The sequence below is a fragment of the Phocaeicola fibrisolvens genome (assembly GCF_025567125.1).
GTDB lineage: Bacteria > Bacteroidota > Bacteroidia > Bacteroidales > Bacteroidaceae > Phocaeicola > Phocaeicola fibrisolvens.
Window position 1 is genome coordinate 1 of sequence record NZ_JAOQJI010000014.1, and the last position, 21,274, is coordinate 21,274.

At 45.0% G+C, this 21,274-nt stretch carries 16 protein-coding genes; 4 read left to right on the top strand and 12 right to left on the bottom strand.

The annotated features are described in order from the left end of the window. Positions 1-64: 64 nt before the first annotated feature. The 6 genes from OCV81_RS07800 to OCV81_RS07825 form a co-directional block, all read right to left on the bottom strand. On the bottom strand, positions 65-334 hold the full coding sequence (locus OCV81_RS07800; protein WP_148329545.1) for an MmcQ/YjbR family DNA-binding protein: 270 nt from the start codon (positions 332-334) through the stop codon (positions 65-67). A gap of 29 nt (positions 335-363) precedes the next feature. Next, positions 364-717: a nuclear transport factor 2 family protein gene (locus tag OCV81_RS07805; RefSeq protein ID WP_239464719.1), complete on the bottom strand. Its 354-nt coding sequence runs from the start codon at positions 715-717 to the stop codon at positions 364-366. A gap of 138 nt (positions 718-855) precedes the next feature. Then, positions 856-3,045: a glutamine synthetase III family protein gene (locus tag OCV81_RS07810; protein ID WP_148329588.1), complete on the bottom strand. Its 2,190-nt coding sequence runs from the start codon at positions 3,043-3,045 to the stop codon at positions 856-858. Between the two features lie 103 nt (positions 3,046-3,148). Further along, positions 3,149-4,411: an ammonium transporter gene (locus OCV81_RS07815; protein WP_148329546.1), complete on the bottom strand. Its 1,263-nt coding sequence runs from the start codon at positions 4,409-4,411 to the stop codon at positions 3,149-3,151. A gap of 51 nt (positions 4,412-4,462) precedes the next feature. Continuing rightward, positions 4,463-4,819, bottom strand: a complete 357-nt coding sequence (locus OCV81_RS07820) for a P-II family nitrogen regulator (RefSeq protein ID WP_148329547.1) — start codon at positions 4,817-4,819, stop codon at positions 4,463-4,465. Between the two features lie 117 nt (positions 4,820-4,936). Next, a complete protein-coding gene (locus tag OCV81_RS07825) occupies positions 4,937-5,638 on the bottom strand; it encodes a hypothetical protein (RefSeq protein ID WP_148329548.1) in 702 nt (233 codons plus the stop codon). 367 nt (positions 5,639-6,005) lie between these two features. On the opposite strand from OCV81_RS07825, the gene OCV81_RS07830 reads away from it, so the two are divergent. Next, positions 6,006-7,211 (top strand): hypothetical protein, encoded by a 1,206-nt coding sequence (locus tag OCV81_RS07830; protein WP_148329549.1) that lies wholly within the window; start codon positions 6,006-6,008, stop codon positions 7,209-7,211. Positions 7,212-7,276: 65 nt separating this feature from the next. On the opposite strand, the gene OCV81_RS07835 is transcribed toward OCV81_RS07830, so the two are convergent. The 6 genes from OCV81_RS07835 to OCV81_RS07860 form a co-directional block, all read right to left on the bottom strand. Then, positions 7,277-9,415: a peptidylprolyl isomerase gene (locus tag OCV81_RS07835; protein WP_148329550.1), complete on the bottom strand. Its 2,139-nt coding sequence runs from the start codon at positions 9,413-9,415 to the stop codon at positions 7,277-7,279. A gap of 102 nt (positions 9,416-9,517) precedes the next feature. Further along, the gene (locus OCV81_RS07840) at positions 9,518-10,774 is read right to left on the bottom strand and encodes a hemolysin family protein (protein ID WP_148329551.1); all 1,257 of its coding nucleotides are present in this window, start codon (positions 10,772-10,774) and stop codon (positions 9,518-9,520) included. A 15-nt stretch (positions 10,775-10,789) separates the two neighbouring features. Next, entirely contained in the window at positions 10,790-11,410 is a 621-nt protein-coding gene (gene lptC / locus OCV81_RS07845; RefSeq protein WP_148329552.1) for an LPS export ABC transporter periplasmic protein LptC, read from the bottom strand. A gap of 4 nt (positions 11,411-11,414) precedes the next feature. Further along, positions 11,415-12,776, bottom strand: a complete 1,362-nt coding sequence (locus OCV81_RS07850) for a tetratricopeptide repeat protein (RefSeq protein ID WP_148329553.1) — start codon at positions 12,774-12,776, stop codon at positions 11,415-11,417. Between the two features lie 40 nt (positions 12,777-12,816). Next, positions 12,817-13,989, bottom strand: a complete 1,173-nt coding sequence (locus OCV81_RS07855; RefSeq protein WP_262640277.1) for a hypothetical protein — start codon at positions 13,987-13,989, stop codon at positions 12,817-12,819. Positions 13,990-14,086: 97 nt separating this feature from the next. Then, a complete protein-coding gene (locus OCV81_RS07860; protein ID WP_022354051.1) occupies positions 14,087-14,812 on the bottom strand; it encodes a type III pantothenate kinase in 726 nt (241 codons plus the stop codon). A gap of 185 nt (positions 14,813-14,997) precedes the next feature. Between OCV81_RS07860 and lnb the strand changes: the two genes are divergently transcribed. The 3 genes from lnb (at position 14,998) to secA (ending at position 21,184) form a co-directional block, all read left to right on the top strand. Then, positions 14,998-16,206 carry a lipoprotein N-acyltransferase Lnb gene (lnb, locus tag OCV81_RS07865; RefSeq protein WP_148329555.1) on the top strand — a complete coding sequence of 403 codons (1,209 nt, stop codon included), beginning with the start codon at positions 14,998-15,000 and terminating at the stop codon, positions 16,204-16,206. Continuing rightward, a complete protein-coding gene (locus OCV81_RS07870; RefSeq protein ID WP_148329556.1) occupies positions 16,206-17,789 on the top strand; it encodes an alkaline phosphatase family protein in 1,584 nt (527 codons plus the stop codon). Before lnb ends, OCV81_RS07870 begins: the two co-directional genes overlap by 1 nt. 98 nt (positions 17,790-17,887) lie before the next feature. Beyond that, positions 17,888-21,184 carry a preprotein translocase subunit SecA gene (gene secA / locus OCV81_RS07875; RefSeq protein WP_148329557.1) on the top strand — a complete coding sequence of 1,099 codons (3,297 nt, stop codon included), beginning with the start codon at positions 17,888-17,890 and terminating at the stop codon, positions 21,182-21,184. Positions 21,185-21,274: the final 90 nt, after the last annotated feature.

Here is a 21,274-nt window from a genome sequence, read left to right on the forward strand (position 1 = left end):
ATTCAAATCCGTTCTCCCCAAAATTACTCATAACAAATTGAATCTCAATAATTTCAAAGAACTACTATGATTTTTTAGTGGACACTAATGATTTCGGATTGCAATTATAGGGAGGTTCTACTGACTGGTAGGTCTCTTTCAGTTCCTCTATCTCTTCCGGGTGACACTTGATTGTGCACCGGTCGAACTGATCTATGTCGAAATAGCAAAACATTTTTCCGTTTACGTAGAAAGCGAGGAAAGAATGCTTTCCGTGAAAGAATTTCTCGAAAGGCGTTTTTTCCTCACTTCCCGGGAGGGAAAGGCAATAAGTTCGGAATCCTTCTATGTCCATATTTTTTGAGGATTTTCCGTTAATTCAGGTTACACAATGTTTTTGGCTTGGTTGAAGTCGTGATCCATGGGGCGGATAAACGACCAGGTGGAATGGATTACATGCCACTTGCCGTTCTCTTCCTTCTGGAACACTTCAATGCAATCATAGGCCATGTTGATTAGGTTCGTGTCGGCAAAAAGCTGGTAGGTCAGTACGGCCATGTCTTTGCCAATCTGCACACGTGGCACACGAAAATCGTAGCTTGGGGCGAACAGTTTGCCGTTGATGGTCTTCAGAAACTGGGCGATGGTTTCGTGGTCGTCAATCCGTTTGTCCGACACGCTGTCGAAATAAGTGAAGCTGCGTTTGGACCATAACTGCTCGTATCTGTAGTTATTCATCAAGGAATGGTGCCATAACCTGTGCTTATGTGAAAGGCTTGAGGAGGTTTACAAAAAACAGAGGCCACGACCTCCACGGTCGCGGCCTCTTTCTCAAACAACCAATAAGAAATAAGAGATAATCCTTTAGGGTGTGGATTATCTGATGAACAGCAGTTCTCTATATTTAGGAAGTGTCCACATCTGGTCGTCGACAATCAGTTCAAGCTTGTCGATGTGGTAACGAATCTGTTCCAGCATCGGAGTAATCTTGTCGTGATATTCAACGGCTTTCGCACGTTCGTCAGTAATCTTGTTGGCTACTTTACGTGCTTCTACCATTGTGTCTACGTGTTCCTTGATGTAAGAAGTGTGTTCTGAAATCTTACGGATGATAGCCAGGTTCTCGGCAGACAGCTTTTCGGCTTCTTCTGCAGGGAAAATCTGTTTCATCTTGTAGACATTGTCAATCAGTTTGCTCTGGTATTCAATGGCTACCGGAACTACGTGGTTCATTACCAGGTCGCCCAAAACGCGGGCTTCAATCTGGATTTTCTTGGTATAGGTTTCCCATTTCACTTCGTTGCGGGCTTCCAGTTCCTTGCGGGTCATGACGCCGGCAGATTCGAACATGCGTACGCTGTCTTCTGTCAGATACTGGTCGAAGATGACCGGACAGCTGGTTTCGCAGTCCAGTCCACGGCGTGCTGCTTCTTCTTTCCATTCATCGCTGTATCCGTTGCCGTCGAAGCGGATAGGCTTGCTCAGTTTGATGTATTTGCGTACTACCTGAATGATGGCTGAAATCTTCGGTTCGCCTTTTTCAATCAGTTCGTCTACTTCTTTCTTGAATTCTGTGAGCTGTTCGGCTACGGCTGTGTTCAGGGCGATCATGGCGCTGGCGCAGTTGGCTTCTGAACCTACGGCACGGAATTCAAAACGGTTACCTGTGAAAGCGAATGGAGAAGTACGGTTACGGTCGGTGTTATCAATCAACAGTTCCGGAATCTGCGGAATGTCGAGTTTCATACCGTGTTTGCCGCCCAAAGAAATCAATTCATCGGTTGCACTTTCTTCCATGTGGTCAAGCACTTTGCTCAACTGGCTTCCCAGGAATGAAGAGATGATGGCGGGAGGTGCTTCGTTGGCTCCCAGACGGTGTGCGTTGGTAGCGCTCATGATGGAAGCTTTCAGCAAACCGTTGTGACGATATACAGCCATCAATGTGTTGACGATGAATGTAATGAAGCGCAGGTTCTCTTCCGGAGTCTTGCCCGGAGCCATCAGCAGCGTACCGGTATCTGTACCGAGTGACCAGTTGTTGTGCTTACCGGAACCGTTGACACCTTTGAACGGTTTTTCGTGCAACAGTACGCGGAATCCGTGTGTGCGGGCTACTTTCCGCATCAAGGACATGATGAGCATGTTATGGTCTACGGCCAAGTTACATTCTTCGAAGATAGGAGCCAATTCGAACTGGTTCGGAGCTACCTCATTGTGGCGTGTCTTTACCGGAATGCCCAGTTCAAGAGCCTGGATTTCGAGGTCTTTCATGAAAGCAGCTACACGAGTCGGGATGGCACCGAAATAGTGGTCTTCCAGCTGCTGGTTTTTAGATGCTTCGTGACCCATCAGCGTACGTCCTGTCAGCAACAGGTCCGGACGTGCGGCATACAAACCTTCGTCTACCAGGAAGTATTCCTGTTCCCATCCCAAGTAAGCCATCACTTTCTTCACATTCGGGTCGAAATAGTGGCAAACGTCTACTGCCGCTTTGTTGACTGCACGGAGGGCTTTCAGAAGCGGAGCCTTGTAGTCGAGTGATTCACCAGTATAGGCAATGAAGATTGTCGGGATGCACAAGGTGTCGTCTACTACGAACACAGGTGAGGAAGGATCCCATGCGCTGTATCCGCGGGCCTCGAAGGTGTTACGGATTCCGCCGTTTGGGAAAGATGAAGCATCCGGTTCCTGCTGTACAAGGAGCTTTCCGGAGAATTCTTCCATCATACCACCTTTTCCATCGTGTTCTACGAATGCATCGTGTTTCTCGGCTGTTCCTTCTGTCAGTGGCTGGAACCAGTGGGTATAATGGGTGGCTCCCAGTTCTCCAGCCCATCGTTTCATTCCGGCGGCCACTTCATCGGCAATGTCCCTGTCCATTGGTGCCCCGTTGTCCATGGCATCCACCAGTCGGGCATAAACGGTGCTGGGCAGATACTTGAACATTTTTTCACGGTTGAACACGTATTTCCCGAAATATTCACTCGGACGGCCGTCAGGTACAGCCACGGGTTGCGGCTTGGCCTGAAACGCTTTTTCAACGACATTGAATCTTAAACTTGTCATCATACTTCAATTTTTTCATTAGTTGTTATTCAGTTATTCTGTTATTTGTCTTTTTGTGTTGCCGGAAAAGCCTGACAGTTGCTTTTCCGGCAGCAAAGAATCATTATCGGTTGTAGGCTGATTCCCCATGCTCATAAATATCCAGCCCTTCTTCCTCTACCCGTTTGTCTACCCGGATGCCTATCATCCTGTCTGTGACCTTGAACAGCAGATAAGTCATGACTGCGCTGAATACGATGGAAATCAAGGTAGCTGCCACTTGTATCCACAGCTGGTGCCAGTCACCGTAAAGGGCTCCTTCCGCCCCTTCTTCGCCTGTAATGAAACGGGTGGCGAAGACACCGGTCAGGATAGAACCGATGATACCGCCCACTCCGTGCACACCGAAAGCATCGAGAGTGTCATCGTATTTCAGCTTTGGCTTGATGACGGCTACCATGTAGAAACAGACTATCGGGGTTATCAGTCCGATGAAGAAGGCTCCCAGAATACCGGTGCTTCCGGCAGCGGGTGTGATGGCTACCAGTCCTGATACTGCACCCGTACAGGCACCTACGGTAGTCGGCTTCTTGTTGTAAATCCAGTCGATAGCCATCCAGGTAAGCGCAGCCACACAGGTAGCCAGGTGTGTCACCAGAAAGGCATTGGCGGCGATACCGTCGGCACAAAGGCCGCTTCCGGCATTGAAGCCAAACCATCCCAGCCACAGAAAGGCGGTTCCCATAAAGACGAAGGTGATGTTGTGCGGAGCCATGGGATGTCCAATCTTATAATCGCGCCGTTTCCCTATCAGTATGGCCATGACCAGGGCTGCGATGCCGGCATTGATGTGTACCACGGTTCCACCGGCAAAGTCGATGGCACCCATCTGCTGGAGAAAACCTCCTCCCCATACCCAGTGGGCCATCGGTATGTACACCAGGATGCTCCAAAGCACTGTAAACATCAGGAAACCGGCAAACTTGACCCGTTCCGCAAAAGCTCCCAGAATCAAGGCGGGAGTAATGACGGCAAACATACACTGGAAGAGTACGAACATCAGTTCCGGAATCCGGCCTGTAGTCAGGCTGGAAGTAGTGATTCCTTGCAGGAAGAGCTTGTCGAAACCACCGATGAAATGTCTCCAGACGCTGTCAGTCTCCATCAGGCTGCTGCCAAATACGAAACTGTAGCCGAACGCTACCCAGAGTATGCTGACTGCTCCTACGATGAGCAGACTCTGCATGATGATGCTCAAGACATTTTTCTGTCTGACCAGTCCGCCATAGAACAAGGCAATGCCCGGAATAGTCATCAATAGAACGAGCAGGGTGGCCACGATTATCCAGGCCGTATTCCCTGAATCCAGTATCATAGTTGTATTCATATATCAATTCGTTTTAGTTGTAAATGTATTGTATAGTAGCTTGTAAAACTTTTATTTCTCCTGTTCGGCATTGTAGAGGGCGATGTCGCCCCGTTCTCCGGTGCGGATGCGGATGGAATCTTCCACGGGGATGATGAAAATACGACCGTCGCCGATTTCACCGGTGTAGGCCGATTTCAGGATGGCCTGTACGGTTTTCTCCACATTCTTCTCACGCACCACAATGGAAATCAGGATACGTTCAATGGAACTGGTGTCATACACCACCCCACGATAGATACGTCCTTCACGGGTCTTCCCGATACCTCTTACTTCATAGTAGGAGAACCATTCGATGTCGGCGGCCAGCAGTGCCTCCTTCACTTCTTCGAACTTGGTCCTACGGATGATTGCTTCAATTTTCTTCATAATAACGTTGTATTTGTATTTTGTATTGTTGTTCTATTATCCTGTTTGAATCTTTTTTCCTTAAGCTTTAGCTAATACCTTGTCTCTCTTTTTTCCTAATCGTATGTTTCTATATTATTAAAAACTGAGTCCGAATACAAAATAGGCACCTTCAGTAGCCGGATTCCAAGTGGCTTGGGCAAATACCGGAAGTGAGAAGGAGTCGGTAAACTTGATTTCCTTCGTGGCTGTCAGGCTGATGTGGGATACCTCAAATCCGGTAGCCCCGTTGTTGTAGAAGCTGGTTTCCCATGGAGTAGCTCCGATTTCTGCCGACCATTCCAGGCCTCCCAGCTTGAAGGGAGCGGCGATGCTGAAGTAGGAAGAATAGGCCCGGTCGCCATTGGCTTTTACTCCGTCGGCCCCTGCAAAGTTGGTGTACCAGTTGACGGCCAGTACGCCAAAATCGTATCCCATCTGAGCTTCGTAAACGTGTGTTGTGTTGTGTGCGCCGTAGTGAAAATACTGCGGTCCGTTGTTGAACCAATAATCAGTAACCGATACACTGAATCCTCCGGTGCTGTAGCCTAAAGTCAGGTCGAATTCTTTGGTATCTTCTTTATCGATTCCCACAGAACCCCATCCTGAAAGGCTAAATCCTTTGTAGGACACGGAGGCAGAAGGCTGAATGCTGACATTTCCTAAGTCTTGTCCACGCCAGATATATCCGCTGACAAGGTCAGCACCGATGCTGGCTTCTACTTTGTCTTGAGCCATCGAAATGGCTGGAGCTCCCGCTAATGTGAGCAGTGCGACTCCGGTGAGATACATTCTTTTCATTTGCTTTCGTGTTTTTAGTTAATGTTTCTGTTTACTGTCTCTTTTATTCGCAATATCGTTTTGTCGTTTGTTTTTGTATTTTGCTTTCTTTTTGTTTTTCGATATGCAAATGTACTTCCTTTTAGACGTATATTTTAATAAATAACTCTCTTTTTTGTGTTATATTTTTTGCTGTGTCGGTTTTCTCTGTTTTTATGGGTATAATGTTTTAAATTGAAATATTTTATCCCTTGTTTGGTTTCATTTGTTTAATGTCATTTTTCTGTTCCAATTAAAAAATACCACGAAGGAATTGTTTTTGGCTGTGGAGAGCTGTGTCTCCAGCTGTTTTTTCTGTACTTTTGTGGCGTTTTAATCATACAATTTTATGTCGTCATCTATCTATTTGTTCAATCCGGACTATGATATGGCCATGGCCAATTTTACTCCCTATTATAAAGCACCGGCAGAAATTGTCCGTATGGCTGCCGATTTCTCCGTACTTCCGGTATGGTTTGCCGAGCCTGGATGTGGAATAAAGGTCGACCAGTTGGAACGGGTGGAGCTTCTTGCCCGCCAGTTGTCTGAGACCTGTCAGGAGGAAGAGGGGCGTTGTAAATGGCGGCAGTTTGTTTTTTCATTCAGTTGGACGGAGAAATGGGTATCAGCTTCTTTTCTTCCGTGGGGATGGACGCCTTGTCTGGTTCATCGCTTACGGTTGGAGGGAGTGGAAGAGCAGTTTCTTCCTTCTCTGGAGCGGCTGCGTCAGATTCGTTATCTGTCTTCCCGTCAGCGTTGTCTGGAGGTGTTTCCGGCTTTTTCTGGTTGGGAGGGAGTTTGTGGTGAGATGAAAGCCTGTCAAAGCCTTTGTGAGGTAGAAGATTTTATCAAAGAAAGGAAACAGGTGATATTGAAGGCTCCCTGGTCGGGAAGTGGACGAGGACTGTGGAAGGTCTCTTCTGAAAGTTGGAATACGCAGCTGGCCGGATGGGCTTCCCGTATTATGAAGGTACAGGGAGTCTTAATGGCTGAACCGATTTATGACAAGGTGGCTGATTTTGCTATGGAGTTTTTGATGACAGAAGAAGGGGAGTTTCGCTTTGTCGGGTATTCTTATTTTGATACGGATGTGCATGGCAATTATAAGGCAAATCGTTTGATGAGTAATGCAGCGATAGAAGAAGAACTTTCACATTTTGTTTCTTTGGAACTGCTTTGGCAGGTGAGGAGTTGTTTGGAAGAGGTCTTGAAAAAAATGTTGGGGAAAAGTTACCAAGGCTATTTGGGGGTAGACATGATGGTATGTCGTATAGGGCACGGCTATCGGATACATCCTTGTGTGGAAATTAATTTGAGGATGAATATGGGGGTGCTCTCCCGAATTCTGTATGACAGGTTTGTACATCCTTTGTCGGAAGGAGAATATGTGGTAGAGCATTACACTCGTGAGGAAGAAGCATTCTCCTTTCATCGGGAAATGATGGAAAAATATCCGTTGAAGTGGAAGAATGGAAGAATTTCAGCCGGCTACCTGCCTTTGACTCCGGTGCGTGAGGATACTCGGTTTCAGGCCTATCTGAAGGTTCATGAATAGGTTTTCTGCATAAAAAAAGTCCGGAAGGATTTCCGGACTTTTTCTTATTCTATGTGTGAAAGTGATTAGAAGAAGAGATAGCGTTTGTCTTCTACTTTTGCTTTCTGATACAAATCATTAATCAACTGGCTTCCCACAATACGTACGGCCATGTTGTTCAAAGTAGCTTCTTCTTGTTTTGCGTCGAACTTCTCATTGCCCTTATCTTTGGCATATACCTGAATCATGTATACTCCAGCATTACCCTTGATGGGGGCGCTTACCTGATTGACTGCAGTCTTGGAAGCTACGGCACCGATAACCGGTTCGCTGGCGCGTGTCACTGAAATATAAGCCGGTGCGCTGAATGTAACGTGTTTTACAGAATCGCTCACTGCATCTTTCATACCTTTTACCTGAGCGATAGAGTTGTATTTCTTCATTTCGGCCATGAGCTTGTCGGCTTTCTTGTCGCGGCGGATTTCACTTCTCAGCATTTCTGCCACTGAATTGACGTCGCGGTAACCTGCTTCGTGAATCTTGTCAAGAGCGACTACCATCAGGTGGTCGTTTTCACCACATTCATACAGCGGAGAAACTTCACCCGGTTTGGCGGCAAAAATCCATTTCAAGGCTTCACGAGTAGAACGTACGCCACCCACGTAGTGTTCTGCACTGGAAAGATCGGTACGCGGAGTCAGCGTGTAGCCGCTTTCTTCTGCATTCTTGACCATAGAATCGATTGTAGTGTTCTGTGCTACGAACTGACTGAATTTGTTGTAAGCCGCATTGTAGGTTTCTTTGCTGAATTCAACCGGACGTTTTACTACAGCGACTTTATATTTGGTCTGCATGCTCTTCTTGTTCATTACCTGCAGAATCAGGTTAGCCTGTCCTATGTTGACGTTTGTCAGTTCATCTACCGGCTGGTTAAGCAGTGTATTGATGAACTTGCTGTTGTCAGTGTCCAGTTCGGCACCTTCCCAGCTTTGTGAATTCACCCATGTGGCTTCGCCTGTCTGTCCGTAGATTTTGGCTACAGCGGCAAAGTCAGCTCCACCTTTCAGTGCATTGTAGATACTGTCGGCCAATGTCTTGGTCTTTTCTTCTGTGTCGGCATATACCTGAATCTGGCGGAACTGGATAGAATCAGGAGAAGAAACTTTAGCCAGTACCTTGAAGGCATTGTAAGAATCGTCGGTCTGATTATAATAAGGACCATACACTTCGTTTACACCTGTTGAGTCAAGGCGTGAAGCAACGTCGGTCGGGAATACAGATTTGCTGACAGGTACGTCTGAGTAGTTTACAGAAGAACCTGTAGAACGAACGAAGGTACCGAAGTCGGATGTGGTAGTGGCCAGCTGGTTGCTGTATTCTGTCACTTCTTTTTCAACGGCTTTGCGGTCTGCATCCGACGGAACGACTTTTACATCGATGTAACGGATGTCACGAGTCTCTACCAGCTGTTTGAACTGTTCTTTCTTTTCGTTGTAGCGGTCCTTGATTTCGCTGTCAGAAACCTGAATGGTTGAATCGTTGATAGAACTGTAAGGAATACCGGCCAGCAGCAAATCGCTCTGTTCTGTACGAGCTTTGAAAGCGTCTTCAGCAGATACCGGGTTTGAGATCAGAGATTTTGTAACCAAGTTCTGGTATTTCTGAGCCAGTGTACTTTCGGCCAGAGTCTTTTCTACAAACTTCCAGAAAGCACCCATCTTCTGGTAATATTCCACGTATTGTGCCGGCATCTTGCTGGCATCCAGGTTTGCATAGTCTACCAGGAATTTTTTCAGCATATCTTTATCGAACATGCCAGTCTGAGGATTCCGGAACGGAGTCTGCATCAGCAAGGGGTGAGTACCTTGTTCGATGATGGCCTGAATTTCTGCATCTGTTACTTTCAGACCCAGTTTTTTAGCCTGTTCAGCAATCAGTTTGTTGTTGACGTAGCTCTGCCATACCTGATCTTTGACGTTGTTCAACTGATCCTCTGTGAGAGAATTCAGTCCGTTGGTCAGTTTGATGACTTCACTGAGCTCATCTACCATTTTCTGATAATCTTGTGCACTGAGAACTTCCCCGTTCACTTCTCCTACGTCTTGTTTGCCTTGATGCGGCTGGAGCACTTTCCAAGCGTCTCCTGCGATGAATGCAAAAAGGGCAAGACCGATAACGATGACCAACAAGGGTCCTTTGCTTCGAATTTTTTGTAAAGTTGCCATTTAAAGTTATTATTTTTTTGTTTATTGTTTTTATCTTTCTGTTATTAGCGCACGAAGATACAAAAAATACTGTTTAGTCGCTATTTTCTGTCAAAAAAATGCTTATTTCTGCACGAAGAGCTTGACCAGTTCGATTCTGGTTGCACTCACTTTGATGATTTTGAAAGTGAATTGGTCGGTTTTTATCACTTCATTCACTTTCGGAATGCTTTGACATTCGTTTAGGATGAGGCCTCCGATGGTCTGGTAGTCATCGCTTTCCGGGAGGTTGAGATTGAAGGTTTCGTTGGCTTTCTCAATTTCCATCCGTCCGGAGAGGATGTATTCGTTGTCGCTGATTTTTCGCGCTATAACGGAGTTGGTGTCGTGTTCGTCTTCAATGTCTCCCAGAATTTCTTCGATGAGGTCTTCCAGTGCGACGATGCCCGATACTCCTCCGAATTCATCTACAACCACAGCCAGGGAGCGTTTCTGTTGTTTGAAAATCCGCATGAGTTTATGGGCTGCCATTGTTTCCGGCACGAAGGGAATTGTACGGATGTTGTTCTGCCATTCATCGGCTCCTTTGAACATTTCTGAAGAATGGATGTAGCCGATAATGTTGTCGATATTGTCTTTGTAAACAATCACTTTGCTGATACCGTTCTCGATGAAAACCTTTTTCAATTCATCCAGTGGAGTGTCTACCTCTACCGCAATGATTTCGGTACGCGGTATCATACAGTCGCGGATTTTTACATTGGAAAAGTCGAGGGCGTTGCGGAATATCTTGATTTCATTGTCAATTTCGTTTCCTTCTTTAGCTTCCTCAATGCTGCTTTGGATGAAATAGTCCAAATCGACTTTTGTAAAAGCTTTTTCCCGGTCTTCTTTGTTGGTCCGGATACCTACCATGTGCAGAATCCCAGTGGAGAGCCAGGAAGAAAAACGGCTGATGGGGTAGAGTAGGATGTAGCATGCAAAAGTTGGCAGGCAGAATATTTTCAAGGTCGCATTCGGGTTGATCTTGAAAAGAGTTTTGGGCATAAATTCCCCTGTCACAAGTATGATAAGGGTTGAAACGATGGTTTCGATGGGTACCAGAATGGCTTGGTTGGTAATGACCCCTGCCAGGATATATTGTTCAATCAGCTGGGCCATCAGAATACCATAGATTACCAAGGCGATGTTGTTGCCCACCAGCATGGTGGAGATGAAATTATTGGAGTGACGGTAAAATACCGAAAGGATGTGAGATGAGACATTGTTCGTTTTCTCCATCTCGAAACGCAGTTTGTTGGAAGAAACGAAGGCTATTTCCATTCCTGAAAAAAAGGCGGAAAAAACCATGGATATAAGTAGTTGAATGATAAGTCCCATAGTGATTGATTATTTCTATCTGGGAGTTTGGGTACTGTCTGCCGGAGCTGGGTTGTCTTCGACTGTGAAAATACCCGTATTGTTGTAGATTTGATATTCTGTCATTTGTTGGTTGGACTCAAAACCATATCCCGTCAAGACTTTGTCTACCTGCTCGATGCGGATAAACTTGTCGGAATAGATTTTTTCCTTGTCCTGATCCCAAAACATCAGTTGGGTGTCGAATTTGTCACCTCGCTGGCTTTGGATATGTACATTTCCACGCAGTTCCCACAATTTCTTGGGCTCATAGTAATAAGCCGTATCTGCCTTGATGCTGGCATCTACATGAAAAATGCTGTCAAACTTTTCAAGATAAATGCCTTTTTCAAAAGCCCAGAAAGGAGGATTGCGATGGCTGTAGATTAGCCACTCAGCAGTAATGATTTTGTAGCGTATCATGCCGGAGTCGGAAATGAGTGTCGTTACACCTATGGTACGCATGTCCGGCAAGGAATCGCTTTCCTTCACGGCAGAAGCCAATTGCTGCTCTTTTTTTCCGCAGGACGGAAAAAAAAGAAACATAACAGTTACCCAAACGGTAACTGTTATGCTTATAGATAGTTTGTATAGGTTCTGTTTTTGTCTGCTTGACATACAATTATCTGATGGTTGTAGTTTCACCGATCCATCCGCCGATTGTGACAGAGTTACCCTTCTTCAATCCCAGGAAGAAGAGGTCTTCATCTTTCGGAGTGTGTCCGGCATACGTGTTGATCAACTTCTGAGCTTCTTCAGCTACACTTGGATCTACGCTCTTTGCACGCTGCAGTTTATCGATGGCTGCAAAGTAAGTACATTTGTTCAATGCAGCTTCGTCGCTCCAGTTAGGACTGGATGCATACATTTGTGCAATCAGAATATAAGCCTTACCATATTTGCTGTTGAATGAGAGCGCTTTGTTGGCATACTGTTTAGCCTTGCTCAACTGTTTCTTACTGAACAATACGACAGCTGCACTGTATGCATAGTCTGCCTTTTTGTCAGCATCTTCTTCCAAGCTGATGGCCTGATCGAAGTACTGTACACTCTTGTCCAAGTCGCCTTTCTTATAATACATATAAGCACATCCGGCAGCAGTTGCGGCAGTCGGTTCAATGGCATGAGCAGCTTCAGATGCTACGAAATAAGCTTCTTCTTCCGTACATTTCAGCATCTGCATGACATTGATAACCTGTTTCAAGTATTCAAGATTTGTCTTGTTCTGGCTTACTTTCGGGCCATAGATAGCTTGCAGGTTTTCACAGCTGGCAGCACCACTGTTGATGAAGTAAGCGTCTACATTGTCTTTTGCTGTTTTCAGCAGTTTTTTGTCTCTTTCTTTTGTTGCAGCTTTCAGCGCTTCATCGGCGTAGCCAGAAGTGGTCAGATAATCCTGGATAAACTGTTCTTTGTGTGCGTCATCTATTTTCAGTTTTCTAGATGAAACATCCATCAAATCCTGAAACATGAAATAGTCGGATGCTGCTTTTTCCAAATCTACAGCTTCTTTGGCCATTTCATAAGCTTTGTTTACGTCCAGGTTAGCTCCCGAGAAAACGATATAATCGTGAGCTTTCATGCCCAGGATAGAACCTTTTGTCATCGGAGTTTTTACCAGTTGGTTCAGTCCGTCAAGGTATTTGATACGCTGGTCGTGTACGGCCATCAGTTCGTCCAAATACTTCTTCTGTTGTGCGGCATCCTTGGAACTGGCAATTAATGCGCGTAAAATCTTGGCTCCATTTGTATAAGTACTAACCTGAGCCAGAGGGGCTTCCGTGAATACGGCCATCCACGGTTTGTATGCGTCAACAAAGTTGTCAGTTTTTACATATTCACTGTAAATACTGATGTTCTGTAAGCAACGGAGACTGTCTTCGCCATGTCCGAAACGTGATCCGTCTTCTACTCCTTTCTGTGCGAAAGTAGCTGTTGCGCTCAATGATAAAGCACACAGCATGGTAAACATTTTCATTTTCATCGTATGTAAGATTAGTTGTTCATTGTGTTTATTTTTCTCATTAATTTACTCTCCACTTCATGAACCAGTGTTCATTGAAAGTCAATCCGATTTTCAGTACAAAACGGTTTTCAGAAAGCATGTCACTTACGTCAGTGGCTGCATGAACATATTGTCCTGTAATGCTCAATACGGTATTCCGCTGGTAGAGTTTTAACGGCAAGCCCAATCCGAAGTTGACTCCGTATTCCTTAGGGCCTTCTATCATGTTCTGAGAATTAGCCGACATCGGTATCCGCAGATTGGAATTCGTATAGTAAAGTCCTGCTCTGTAGCGGATGCGGCTGAAATAATTCCGTCCGAATTCTTTCGGCATGAATTCCGCTCCCAAAGAGACTTTGGAACGGTTCTGATACATATCTGTGCGGTTGTTGTATTTCACTCCTTCCCATTTCTGGAATGTGTAATCCATTTCAACGGTTAAATTTTTCTTGTGCTTCCACGCAAGTCCGACACCATATATATGAGGTATACCGTAAGAATCATTGATTTGTTCTTCATTTACAACCGAGTAGCTGGTTCCATTCGTAATCTGTGTGCCTTGCGTGTCATGACCGTTAAGCACGTGTCCTAAGCTGTATGTAACTCCCAGAGTCAGCCAGTCTTCCTTTCGGATGGGTTGCGTATATTGGATGCCAAAAGTGGCATTATAACTGCTTACCGACAGGCTGTTGTATGTAATAGTTTGGTCACCTCCGTTGCTGAGGGTGGCGGCAGTCTGGTAATTCAATTTGCCATACAAGTATCCGAAGTTGGCTCCGATGGAGAGGTTGTCAAGAATCTTGAATCCAAGTCCGCCAAAGATTTGTTGTAATCCTCCGTCTCCATAAAAATTATTGGAAATGGTGACGTCGTTGTTGTTTCCTATTTCTTTGGTGCGGGTGAAATTGTATCCCACTGTCGAGAAAGGAGTATATCCGATTGTCATGGCCAGTTTGGGATGCAGTCTGAATTGCATGGCTAGATAGTCAAAGCTGGAGTTTTTGGCATTCGATTTGTATTTTCCTTCCTGAAAGTTCGAACTTTTCAATGACATTCCGGCATCAAAAATGAAAGAGAGAGAGTCTACGGCTGTATAAGACGCAGGGTTCATGGCATTTATATGTTCGCTGGTGCGGAGGGCATAGCCTACTCCTCCCATGGCGGCATTGTTTGTGAAGCTCTGATCAAACATGTCACCCAGTCCATAACGCGTGTAAGGTGAGTTTGTGCTTATTTGCGCACATACGACTGTAGAGCTTGCTAGGAGCCAAGAACCAATGAGTATCTTTTTACTTGACATTATAATTCAATATTCTATTTAAACCTTTCAATACTAAAAATCTATCTGCAAAGATGATACTTTTTAAATTTGTATCAAAAGAAAATTTATCTCCTCCAGTTAAAAAAACCAAAAGGTCGGGATATTTCTTTTGCAGAAGAGTGATATAGCCAATTATTTCAAATTCTATTCCTTTGATGACTCCAGAGCGGATTGCAGTTTCTGTATCGTAGCCGAATTCTGGAGTTTCCCCTTTCCTTTCGATGAGAGGGAGTTTGTCGCAGCAGGCATTTAGGGTCTTGAACCGGGTGTAGATGCCCGGTGAAATGTTGCCTCCCAGATAATTTCCTTCTGCATCGATGAATTCATAGGTGAGGGCAGTACCTGCATCTACTACAAGCAAATTCCTTCCCGGCGACAGATAATTGGCTCCGACAACAGCAGCCAGACGGTCCATTCCCAAGGTCTCAGGAGTTTTGTATAAATTACGGATGGGGACAGGGGTCAAATGGTTAAGTTCAATGATTTCAAATGGAACTCCAGCCAGTTGACGGCGGATGGTATTGCTGAGAGTAATGACCGATGCGATGATTCCTCTTTGAATGGGGTATTTGTTGCATAACATCGACAGCCAGTCCAAGGAATGATTGGATCCCCTTAAAACTTCCACCACCTTATCACCATCGAATACTGCCAGTTTTGCTACAGTATTGCCGATATCAATTACTAAATTCACTTTTTCCTCGTTTATTTTGTTTGCAAAGTAACGTAAAATTTAAATATCTCCACTCATAAAACTGATTATTTATTTCGTTCTTGTGGGAGAATCAATGTATTTTTGCATGCGGAAAAAGGATATTATGAATTATTCAGACTTTGGAAGGTAGGCTTCCGGATGCTGGACAGATGATTATATGAATTATGAAACGGAAATTTATCTTTCTTTTGTGGATTTTGGGTGTGGTGTGTACTGTTCTGCCTGTAAAGGCTACGGAATCGGGCCGGCAAAGTATGGTAGAATCTTTTCGGGCGGACAGCATCCAGTTCAGTTTGCTGACTTGTGCACCGGGAAATGAAATCTATGAACTTTTCGGGCACACTGCAATTCGTTACCAGAATTTCTCTCGTGGGGTCGACCTGGTTTTTAATTATGGGATGTTCAGTTTCAATACTCCTAATTTTGTTTATCGTTTCATAAAGGGAGAGACAGATTATCAGTTGGGCATTATGCCTTATCCTTATTTTGAATCGGAATATGCATTGAGAGGATCCTCGGTTTATCAACAGGTATTGAATTTGAGGCAGCCGGAGAAATTGAAGTTGCTAGAGTTGCTGGAAGAAAATTATCTTCCGGAAAACCGAATATATCGTTACAATTATTTTTATGACAACTGTACCACCCGGGCGCGCGACCAAATAGAAAATAGTATTCAAGGGAAAGTCATCTACCCTTCCGTCGATTGGATAAAGACATTCCGGGGGATTGTGCATGAGTTTACCCAGGACTCTCCGTGGGATCAGCTGGGTATTGACTTGTGCCTGGGAGCCGAAGCCGATAAGCCGGTGGATATCCGGAAGCAGATGTTTTCTCCTTTTTATATGCGCTATTTTGCGGAGGGGGCATATATACAAGAAGCCAATGGAGAACGGCGTCCACTGGTCTTGCGGGAGGATAAAATCGTGGATGTGGAACCGTCCGTGGCTTCTTCTTATTGGATTACTCCGATGGGGGCTGCCATCCTGTTCTTAATCCTTAATGTGGTAATAGGTTATGTGCAATGGAAACGAAAGTCTGTTTTCTGGGGATGGGACATTGTATTGTATGCGGCACAAGGGATAGCGGGCTGCATCATTGCTTTTCTTTTTTTCGTATCCTCTCATCCGACCGTGGGGACAAACTGGCTGCTGATTTTGTTTAATCCTGTTCCGTTATTATACCTTCCTTTTATGGTGTATAGGGATATAAAACATAAAAAAGACGCATATCACCTCTGTAATCTGGTGTATTTAACACTTTTTATGCTGTTTGTTCCGTTTTCACCACAAGATTTTAATTTAACAGTATTACCTTTGGCACTCGGTTTGCTGGTAAATGCTGCAAGCCATGTATTAGTATTGAATAAAAAATAATGAAAGAACGCATACTGACATCTTTATTGACCGTATTTGTCATTACGGGAATGCAGTCTCAGACTCCCTCTGCGGCTCCGCGTCTGGTGGTAGGATTAACAATCGACCAGTTACGGGCAGATTACATTGAGGCTTTTTCTGCATTGTATGGGGAAAGAGGCTTTAAGCGTTTATGGAAAGAGGGACGTATATATGCCGATGCAGAGTATGATTTCATTAATGTAGACCGTTCTTCGGCTACAGCTTCTATCTACACCGGAACTACACCTTATTATAATGGAATTCCTGCCAATCGGTGGATGGACCGGAACACTTTGCGAATTGTGAAATCGGTAGACGACCCGAACTTTATGGGCGTTTATACTTCAGAAAGTTCTTCAGCCAAGTTGTTGCAATGTTCTACCTTGTCGGATGAATTAAAGGTGGCCACTCAAGGAAGGGCTGAAGTATATTCTATTGCACCTACACGTGAAATGGCTGTACTTGCAGCCGGTCATGCGGCCGATGGAGCCTTCTGGTTGAACGATGAAACCGGTAAATGGGGTGGAACGACTTATTATGGTGACTTTCCTGCATGGGTAAGCAGCTATAATGACAAGGAGGGGCTCGATTTTCGGATTAACAGTGTAGAATGGCTTCCCTATCTTCCGGTTACTTCTTATCAATATATCACTACGGAGAATAAACAGCTCAACTTTAAACATAACTTTTCGGATGAGCGTCTGGAAAAATATAAAAAGTTTAAGACGAGTCCCTATGTGAATGATGAAGTGAACCGACTGGTAAATGCCTGTTTGAGTGGTACGCAGGTAGGCCGGGATGGAGTGCCGGATTTGTTGACATTGTCTTATTATGCCGGAAATTATGACCATAAACCCAATTCGGAGTATGGCATGGAAATTCAGGATATGTATGTCCGTTTGGACAACAGTTTGGGTGATTTGCTGGATCTGATTGATCGAAAGGTCGGACTTCGTAATACGCTGTTTTTCATTACTTCAACTGGATATACCGATCCTGAACCCGCCGATCCTGTACAGTATAAGATTCCAGGTGGAGAATTTTATATCAAGCGATGTGCTGCATTGCTGAATATGTATTTGATGGCGATTTATGGTCAGGGTCAGTATGTGGAAACTTATTATGACCGCCAGATTTACTTGAATCATAAGTTGATTGAAGAGCGGAAGCTGAATTTGGTGGAAGTAATGACGCGTGCCTCAGAATTTGTTGTGCAGATGAGTGGGGTACAGAATGCTTATTCTGCTCAGCGTTTGTTGCTGGGGGCGTGGACTCCGAAAATTGAAAAGATTCGAAACACCTATAATCCGAACTGTTCAGGGGATATTTACGTAGAGGTGATGCCTGGATGGTCGGTGGTAAATGAATATTCCCAAAAAGTGGAGGTCGTTCGTGAAGCTTATGTCTCATCGCCTCTGATTTTCATGGGATATGACGTAAAGCCTGAAATTCTTTATTCTCCAGTAAAAATAACGTCAATCGTTCCTACGGTGGCTCATTTTATGCGAATAAGGGCGCCGAATGCTTGCTCTACAGCTCCAATGATTAATATTCGTAAATAAATATGATGACGAAGGGGGCGGATAACTCGCAATTTGGTTATCTTTGCACCGTTGAGATTAAAAAAACTTCATTTGAAAATAATAAAAAGAAATATACAATGGGATTTAATGAATTTATAAGCAAGCTGTTCGGCAACAAAGCAACTCGTGACATGAAAGAAATTCAGCCGTGGGTGGAAAAAGTAAAAGCCGTTTACCCGGAGATTTCCAAGTTGACAAACGACGAACTTCGTGCGAAGACAGAAGAATTGAAAAAATACATCAAGGATTCTGCCGCAGAAGAAAACAAGAAGATAGAGGACTTGAAGGCCACTATCGAAGCCACTGACTTGGAAAAGCGTGAAGCGATTTTCTCTCAGATTGATAAGCTGGAGAAGGAAGTGCTGGATAAATATGAAAAGGCATTGAATGAAATCCTTCCCACTGCGTTTGCTATTGTGAAGGATACAGCTCGCCGTTTGGCCGAAAACGAGGAACTGGAAGTGACCGCAACAGATTTCGACCGTGAACTGGCGGCTCAGGGACGTGACTTTGTCCGTATTGAAGGCGACAAGGCCATCTGGAAGAATCATTGGAAAGCAGGTGGAAATGAAATGACCTGGAACATGATTCACTACGATGTGCAGTTGTTTGGTGGAGTCGTTCTGCATCAGGGTAAGATTGCGGAAATGGCTACTGGTGAAGGTAAGACCTTGGTGGCTACTCTTCCGGTATTCTTGAATGCACTGACAGGAAATGGCGTACATGTGGTTACAGTCAATGATTACCTGGCTAAGCGTGACTCTGAATGGATGGGCCCGTTGTATATGTTCCATGGACTGAGCGTGGATTGTATCGATAAGCATCAGCCTAACTCTGAAGCACGTCGTCGTGCGTATATGGCAGATATCACTTTCGGTACCAACAACGAGTTTGGTTTCGATTATCTGCGTGATAACATGGCGATTTCTCCGAAAGACTTGGTGCAGCGTAAACATAATTATGCCATTGTCGATGAGGTCGACTCTGTGTTGATTGATGATGCCCGTACCCCGTTGATTATTTCAGGTCCGGTACCTAAAGGCGACCAGCAGTTGTTCGAAGTACTTCGTCCGCTGGTAGAACGTCTGGTGGAAGCTCAGCGTAAACTGGCGACTCAATATCTGGCCGATGCAAAGCGGTTGATTGCTTCCGATAAGAAAGAAGATCAGGAGGCTGGTTTCCTGGCATTGTTCCGTAGCCATAAGGCATTGCCGAAGAATAAGCCGCTGATTAAGTTCCTGAGTGAACCGGGTATCAAGGCTGGTATGTTGAAGACGGAAGAAATCTACATGGAGCAGAACAACAAGCGTATGCCGGAAGCGGTAGAGCCGTTGTATTTCGTCATTGATGAAAAACTGAAGAGTGTAGATTTGACTGATAAGGGTGTAGACTTGATTACGGGTAACTCACAAGACCCGACCCTGTTTGTTCTTCCGGACATCGCTGCTCAGCTGTCTGAACTGGAAAATCAGAAAGGTCTTTCTGATGAAGAACGTCTGGCTAAGAAAGACGAACTGATGACCAATTATGCCATCAAGGCAGAACGCGTGCATACCATCAATCAGTTGTTGAAAGCTTACACTATGTTCGAAAAGGATACCGATTATGTGGTGATGGACGGACAAGTGAAGATTGTGGACGAACAGACTGGACGTATCATGGAAGGTCGTCGTTGGAGCGACGGTCTGCATCAGGCTGTGGAAGCGAAGGAAGGAGTGAAGGTGGAAGCTGCTACTCAGACATTTGCTACCATTACATTGCAGAACTACTTCCGTATGTACCACAAGTTGTCGGGTATGACCGGTACGGCCGAAACAGAAGCTGGTGAGTTCTGGGATATCTATAAATTGGATGTCGTGGTAATTCCGACAAACCGTCCGATTGCCCGTATTGATATGAACGACCGCGTTTATAAAACCAAACGTGAGAAATATAAAGCCGTTATCGAGGAAATCGAGAAGATGGTACAGGCTGGTCGTCCGGTACTGGTAGGTACGACTTCTGTCGAAATCTCTGAAATGTTGAGTAAGATGCTGACCATGCGTAAGATTCCGCACAACGTATTGAATGCGAAACTGCATCAGAAAGAAGCGGAAATTGTCGCAAAAGCCGGTCAGAGCTCTACAGTAACCATTGCCACTAACATGGCCGGTCGTGGTACCGATATCAAGTTGAGTCCGGAAGTGAAAGCTGCGGGTGGTTTGGCCATCATCGGTACGGAACGTCACGAGTCACGTCGTGTAGACCGTCAGTTGCGTGGTCGTGCCGGACGTCAGGGAGACCCGGGATCTTCTGTATTCTTCGTGTCACTGGAAGACGACCTGATGCGTTTGTTCTCATCCGACCGTATTGCGAAAGTAATGGATAAGCTGGGCTTCAAGGAGGGCGAAATGATTGAACACAAGATGATTTCCAACTCTATCGAGCGTGCCCAGAAGAAGGTAGAAGAAAACAACTTCGGTATCCGTAAGCGTTTGCTGGAATACGATGACGTGATGAACAAGCAGCGTACGGTAGTATATACCAAACGTCGTCATGCCTTAATGGGAGAACGTATCGGAATGGATATTGTAGACATGATTTGGGATCGTTGCTGCAATGCGGTACAGCAGCCTACTTATGAGGATGCGCAGATGGAGATTCTGCAGGTACTGGCTATGGAAACTCCGTTTACAGAAGAGGACTTCCGTTCGAAGAAGAAGGATGACCTGGCAGAACAGACGTTCCAAAATGCCATGGCACTCTTCAAACGTAAAACGGAACGCATGGCTCAGATTGCCAATCCGGTCATCAAGCAGGTATATGAGGCACAAGGTCACATGTATGAGAACATCATGATTCCTATCACCGACGGCAAGCGGATGTATAATATCTCTGTAAATCTGAAAGCTGCTTACGAAAGTGAATCAAAGGAAATCGTGAAAGCTTTTGAAAAAGCGATTCTGCTGCATACGATTGACGATGCATGGAAAGAAAACTTGCGTGAGTTGGATGAACTGAAACACTCTGTACAGAATGCTAGCTACGAACAGAAAGATCCGCTGTTGATTTTCAAACTCGAATCTGTTAATCTGTTTGACAACATGGTCAATAAGATTAATAACAATACCATCTCTGTATTGATGCGTGGACAGATTCCGGTACAGGAACCGGAACAGGTGCGCGAAGCAGCTCCTGAACCTCAGACTCCCCGTCAGCAATACCGTGAGGAAAAGCAGGATTTGAACGATCCGGATCAGAGTGAAGCAGCCGGACGTGATACCCGCGAACAGAAACAGGAGCCTTATCGTGCGGAAAAAACAGTAGGGCGGAATGATCCATGTCCTTGTGGTAGCGGTTTGAAATACAAAAACTGTCACGGGAAAAATGCTTGATTGAGTATTGAATTCCATTAATACGCACGGGTTCTGTCGTTTTTACAGATTTTATTCATTAATTTAGAATAATCTGTAGGCACGATGGAA

Coding starts and splice junctions, on each gene's coding strand:
- OCV81_RS07800 (WP_148329545.1), bottom strand. CDS start 334: ATGGACATAGAAGGATTCCGAACTTATTGCCTTTCCCTCCCGGGAAGT.
- OCV81_RS07805 (WP_239464719.1), bottom strand. CDS start 717: ATGAATAACTACAGATACGAGCAGTTATGGTCCAAACGCAGCTTCACT.
- OCV81_RS07810 (WP_148329588.1), bottom strand. CDS start 3,045: ATGACAAGTTTAAGATTCAATGTCGTTGAAAAAGCGTTTCAGGCCAAG.
- OCV81_RS07815 (WP_148329546.1), bottom strand. CDS start 4,411: ATGAATACAACTATGATACTGGATTCAGGGAATACGGCCTGGATAATC.
- OCV81_RS07820 (WP_148329547.1), bottom strand. CDS start 4,819: ATGAAGAAAATTGAAGCAATCATCCGTAGGACCAAGTTCGAAGAAGTG.
- OCV81_RS07825 (WP_148329548.1), bottom strand. CDS start 5,638: ATGAAAAGAATGTATCTCACCGGAGTCGCACTGCTCACATTAGCGGGA.
- OCV81_RS07830 (WP_148329549.1), top strand. CDS start 6,006: ATGTCGTCATCTATCTATTTGTTCAATCCGGACTATGATATGGCCATG.
- OCV81_RS07835 (WP_148329550.1), bottom strand. CDS start 9,415: ATGGCAACTTTACAAAAAATTCGAAGCAAAGGACCCTTGTTGGTCATC.
- OCV81_RS07840 (WP_148329551.1), bottom strand. CDS start 10,774: ATGGGACTTATCATTCAACTACTTATATCCATGGTTTTTTCCGCCTTT.
- lptC (WP_148329552.1), bottom strand. CDS start 11,410: ATGTCAAGCAGACAAAAACAGAACCTATACAAACTATCTATAAGCATA.
- OCV81_RS07850 (WP_148329553.1), bottom strand. CDS start 12,776: ATGAAAATGAAAATGTTTACCATGCTGTGTGCTTTATCATTGAGCGCA.
- OCV81_RS07855 (WP_262640277.1), bottom strand. CDS start 13,989: ATGTTTGATCAGAGCTTCACAAACAATGCCGCCATGGGAGGAGTAGGC.
- lnb (WP_148329555.1), top strand. CDS start 14,998: ATGAAACGGAAATTTATCTTTCTTTTGTGGATTTTGGGTGTGGTGTGT.
- OCV81_RS07870 (WP_148329556.1), top strand. CDS start 16,206: ATGAAAGAACGCATACTGACATCTTTATTGACCGTATTTGTCATTACG.
- secA (WP_148329557.1), top strand. CDS start 17,888: ATGGGATTTAATGAATTTATAAGCAAGCTGTTCGGCAACAAAGCAACT.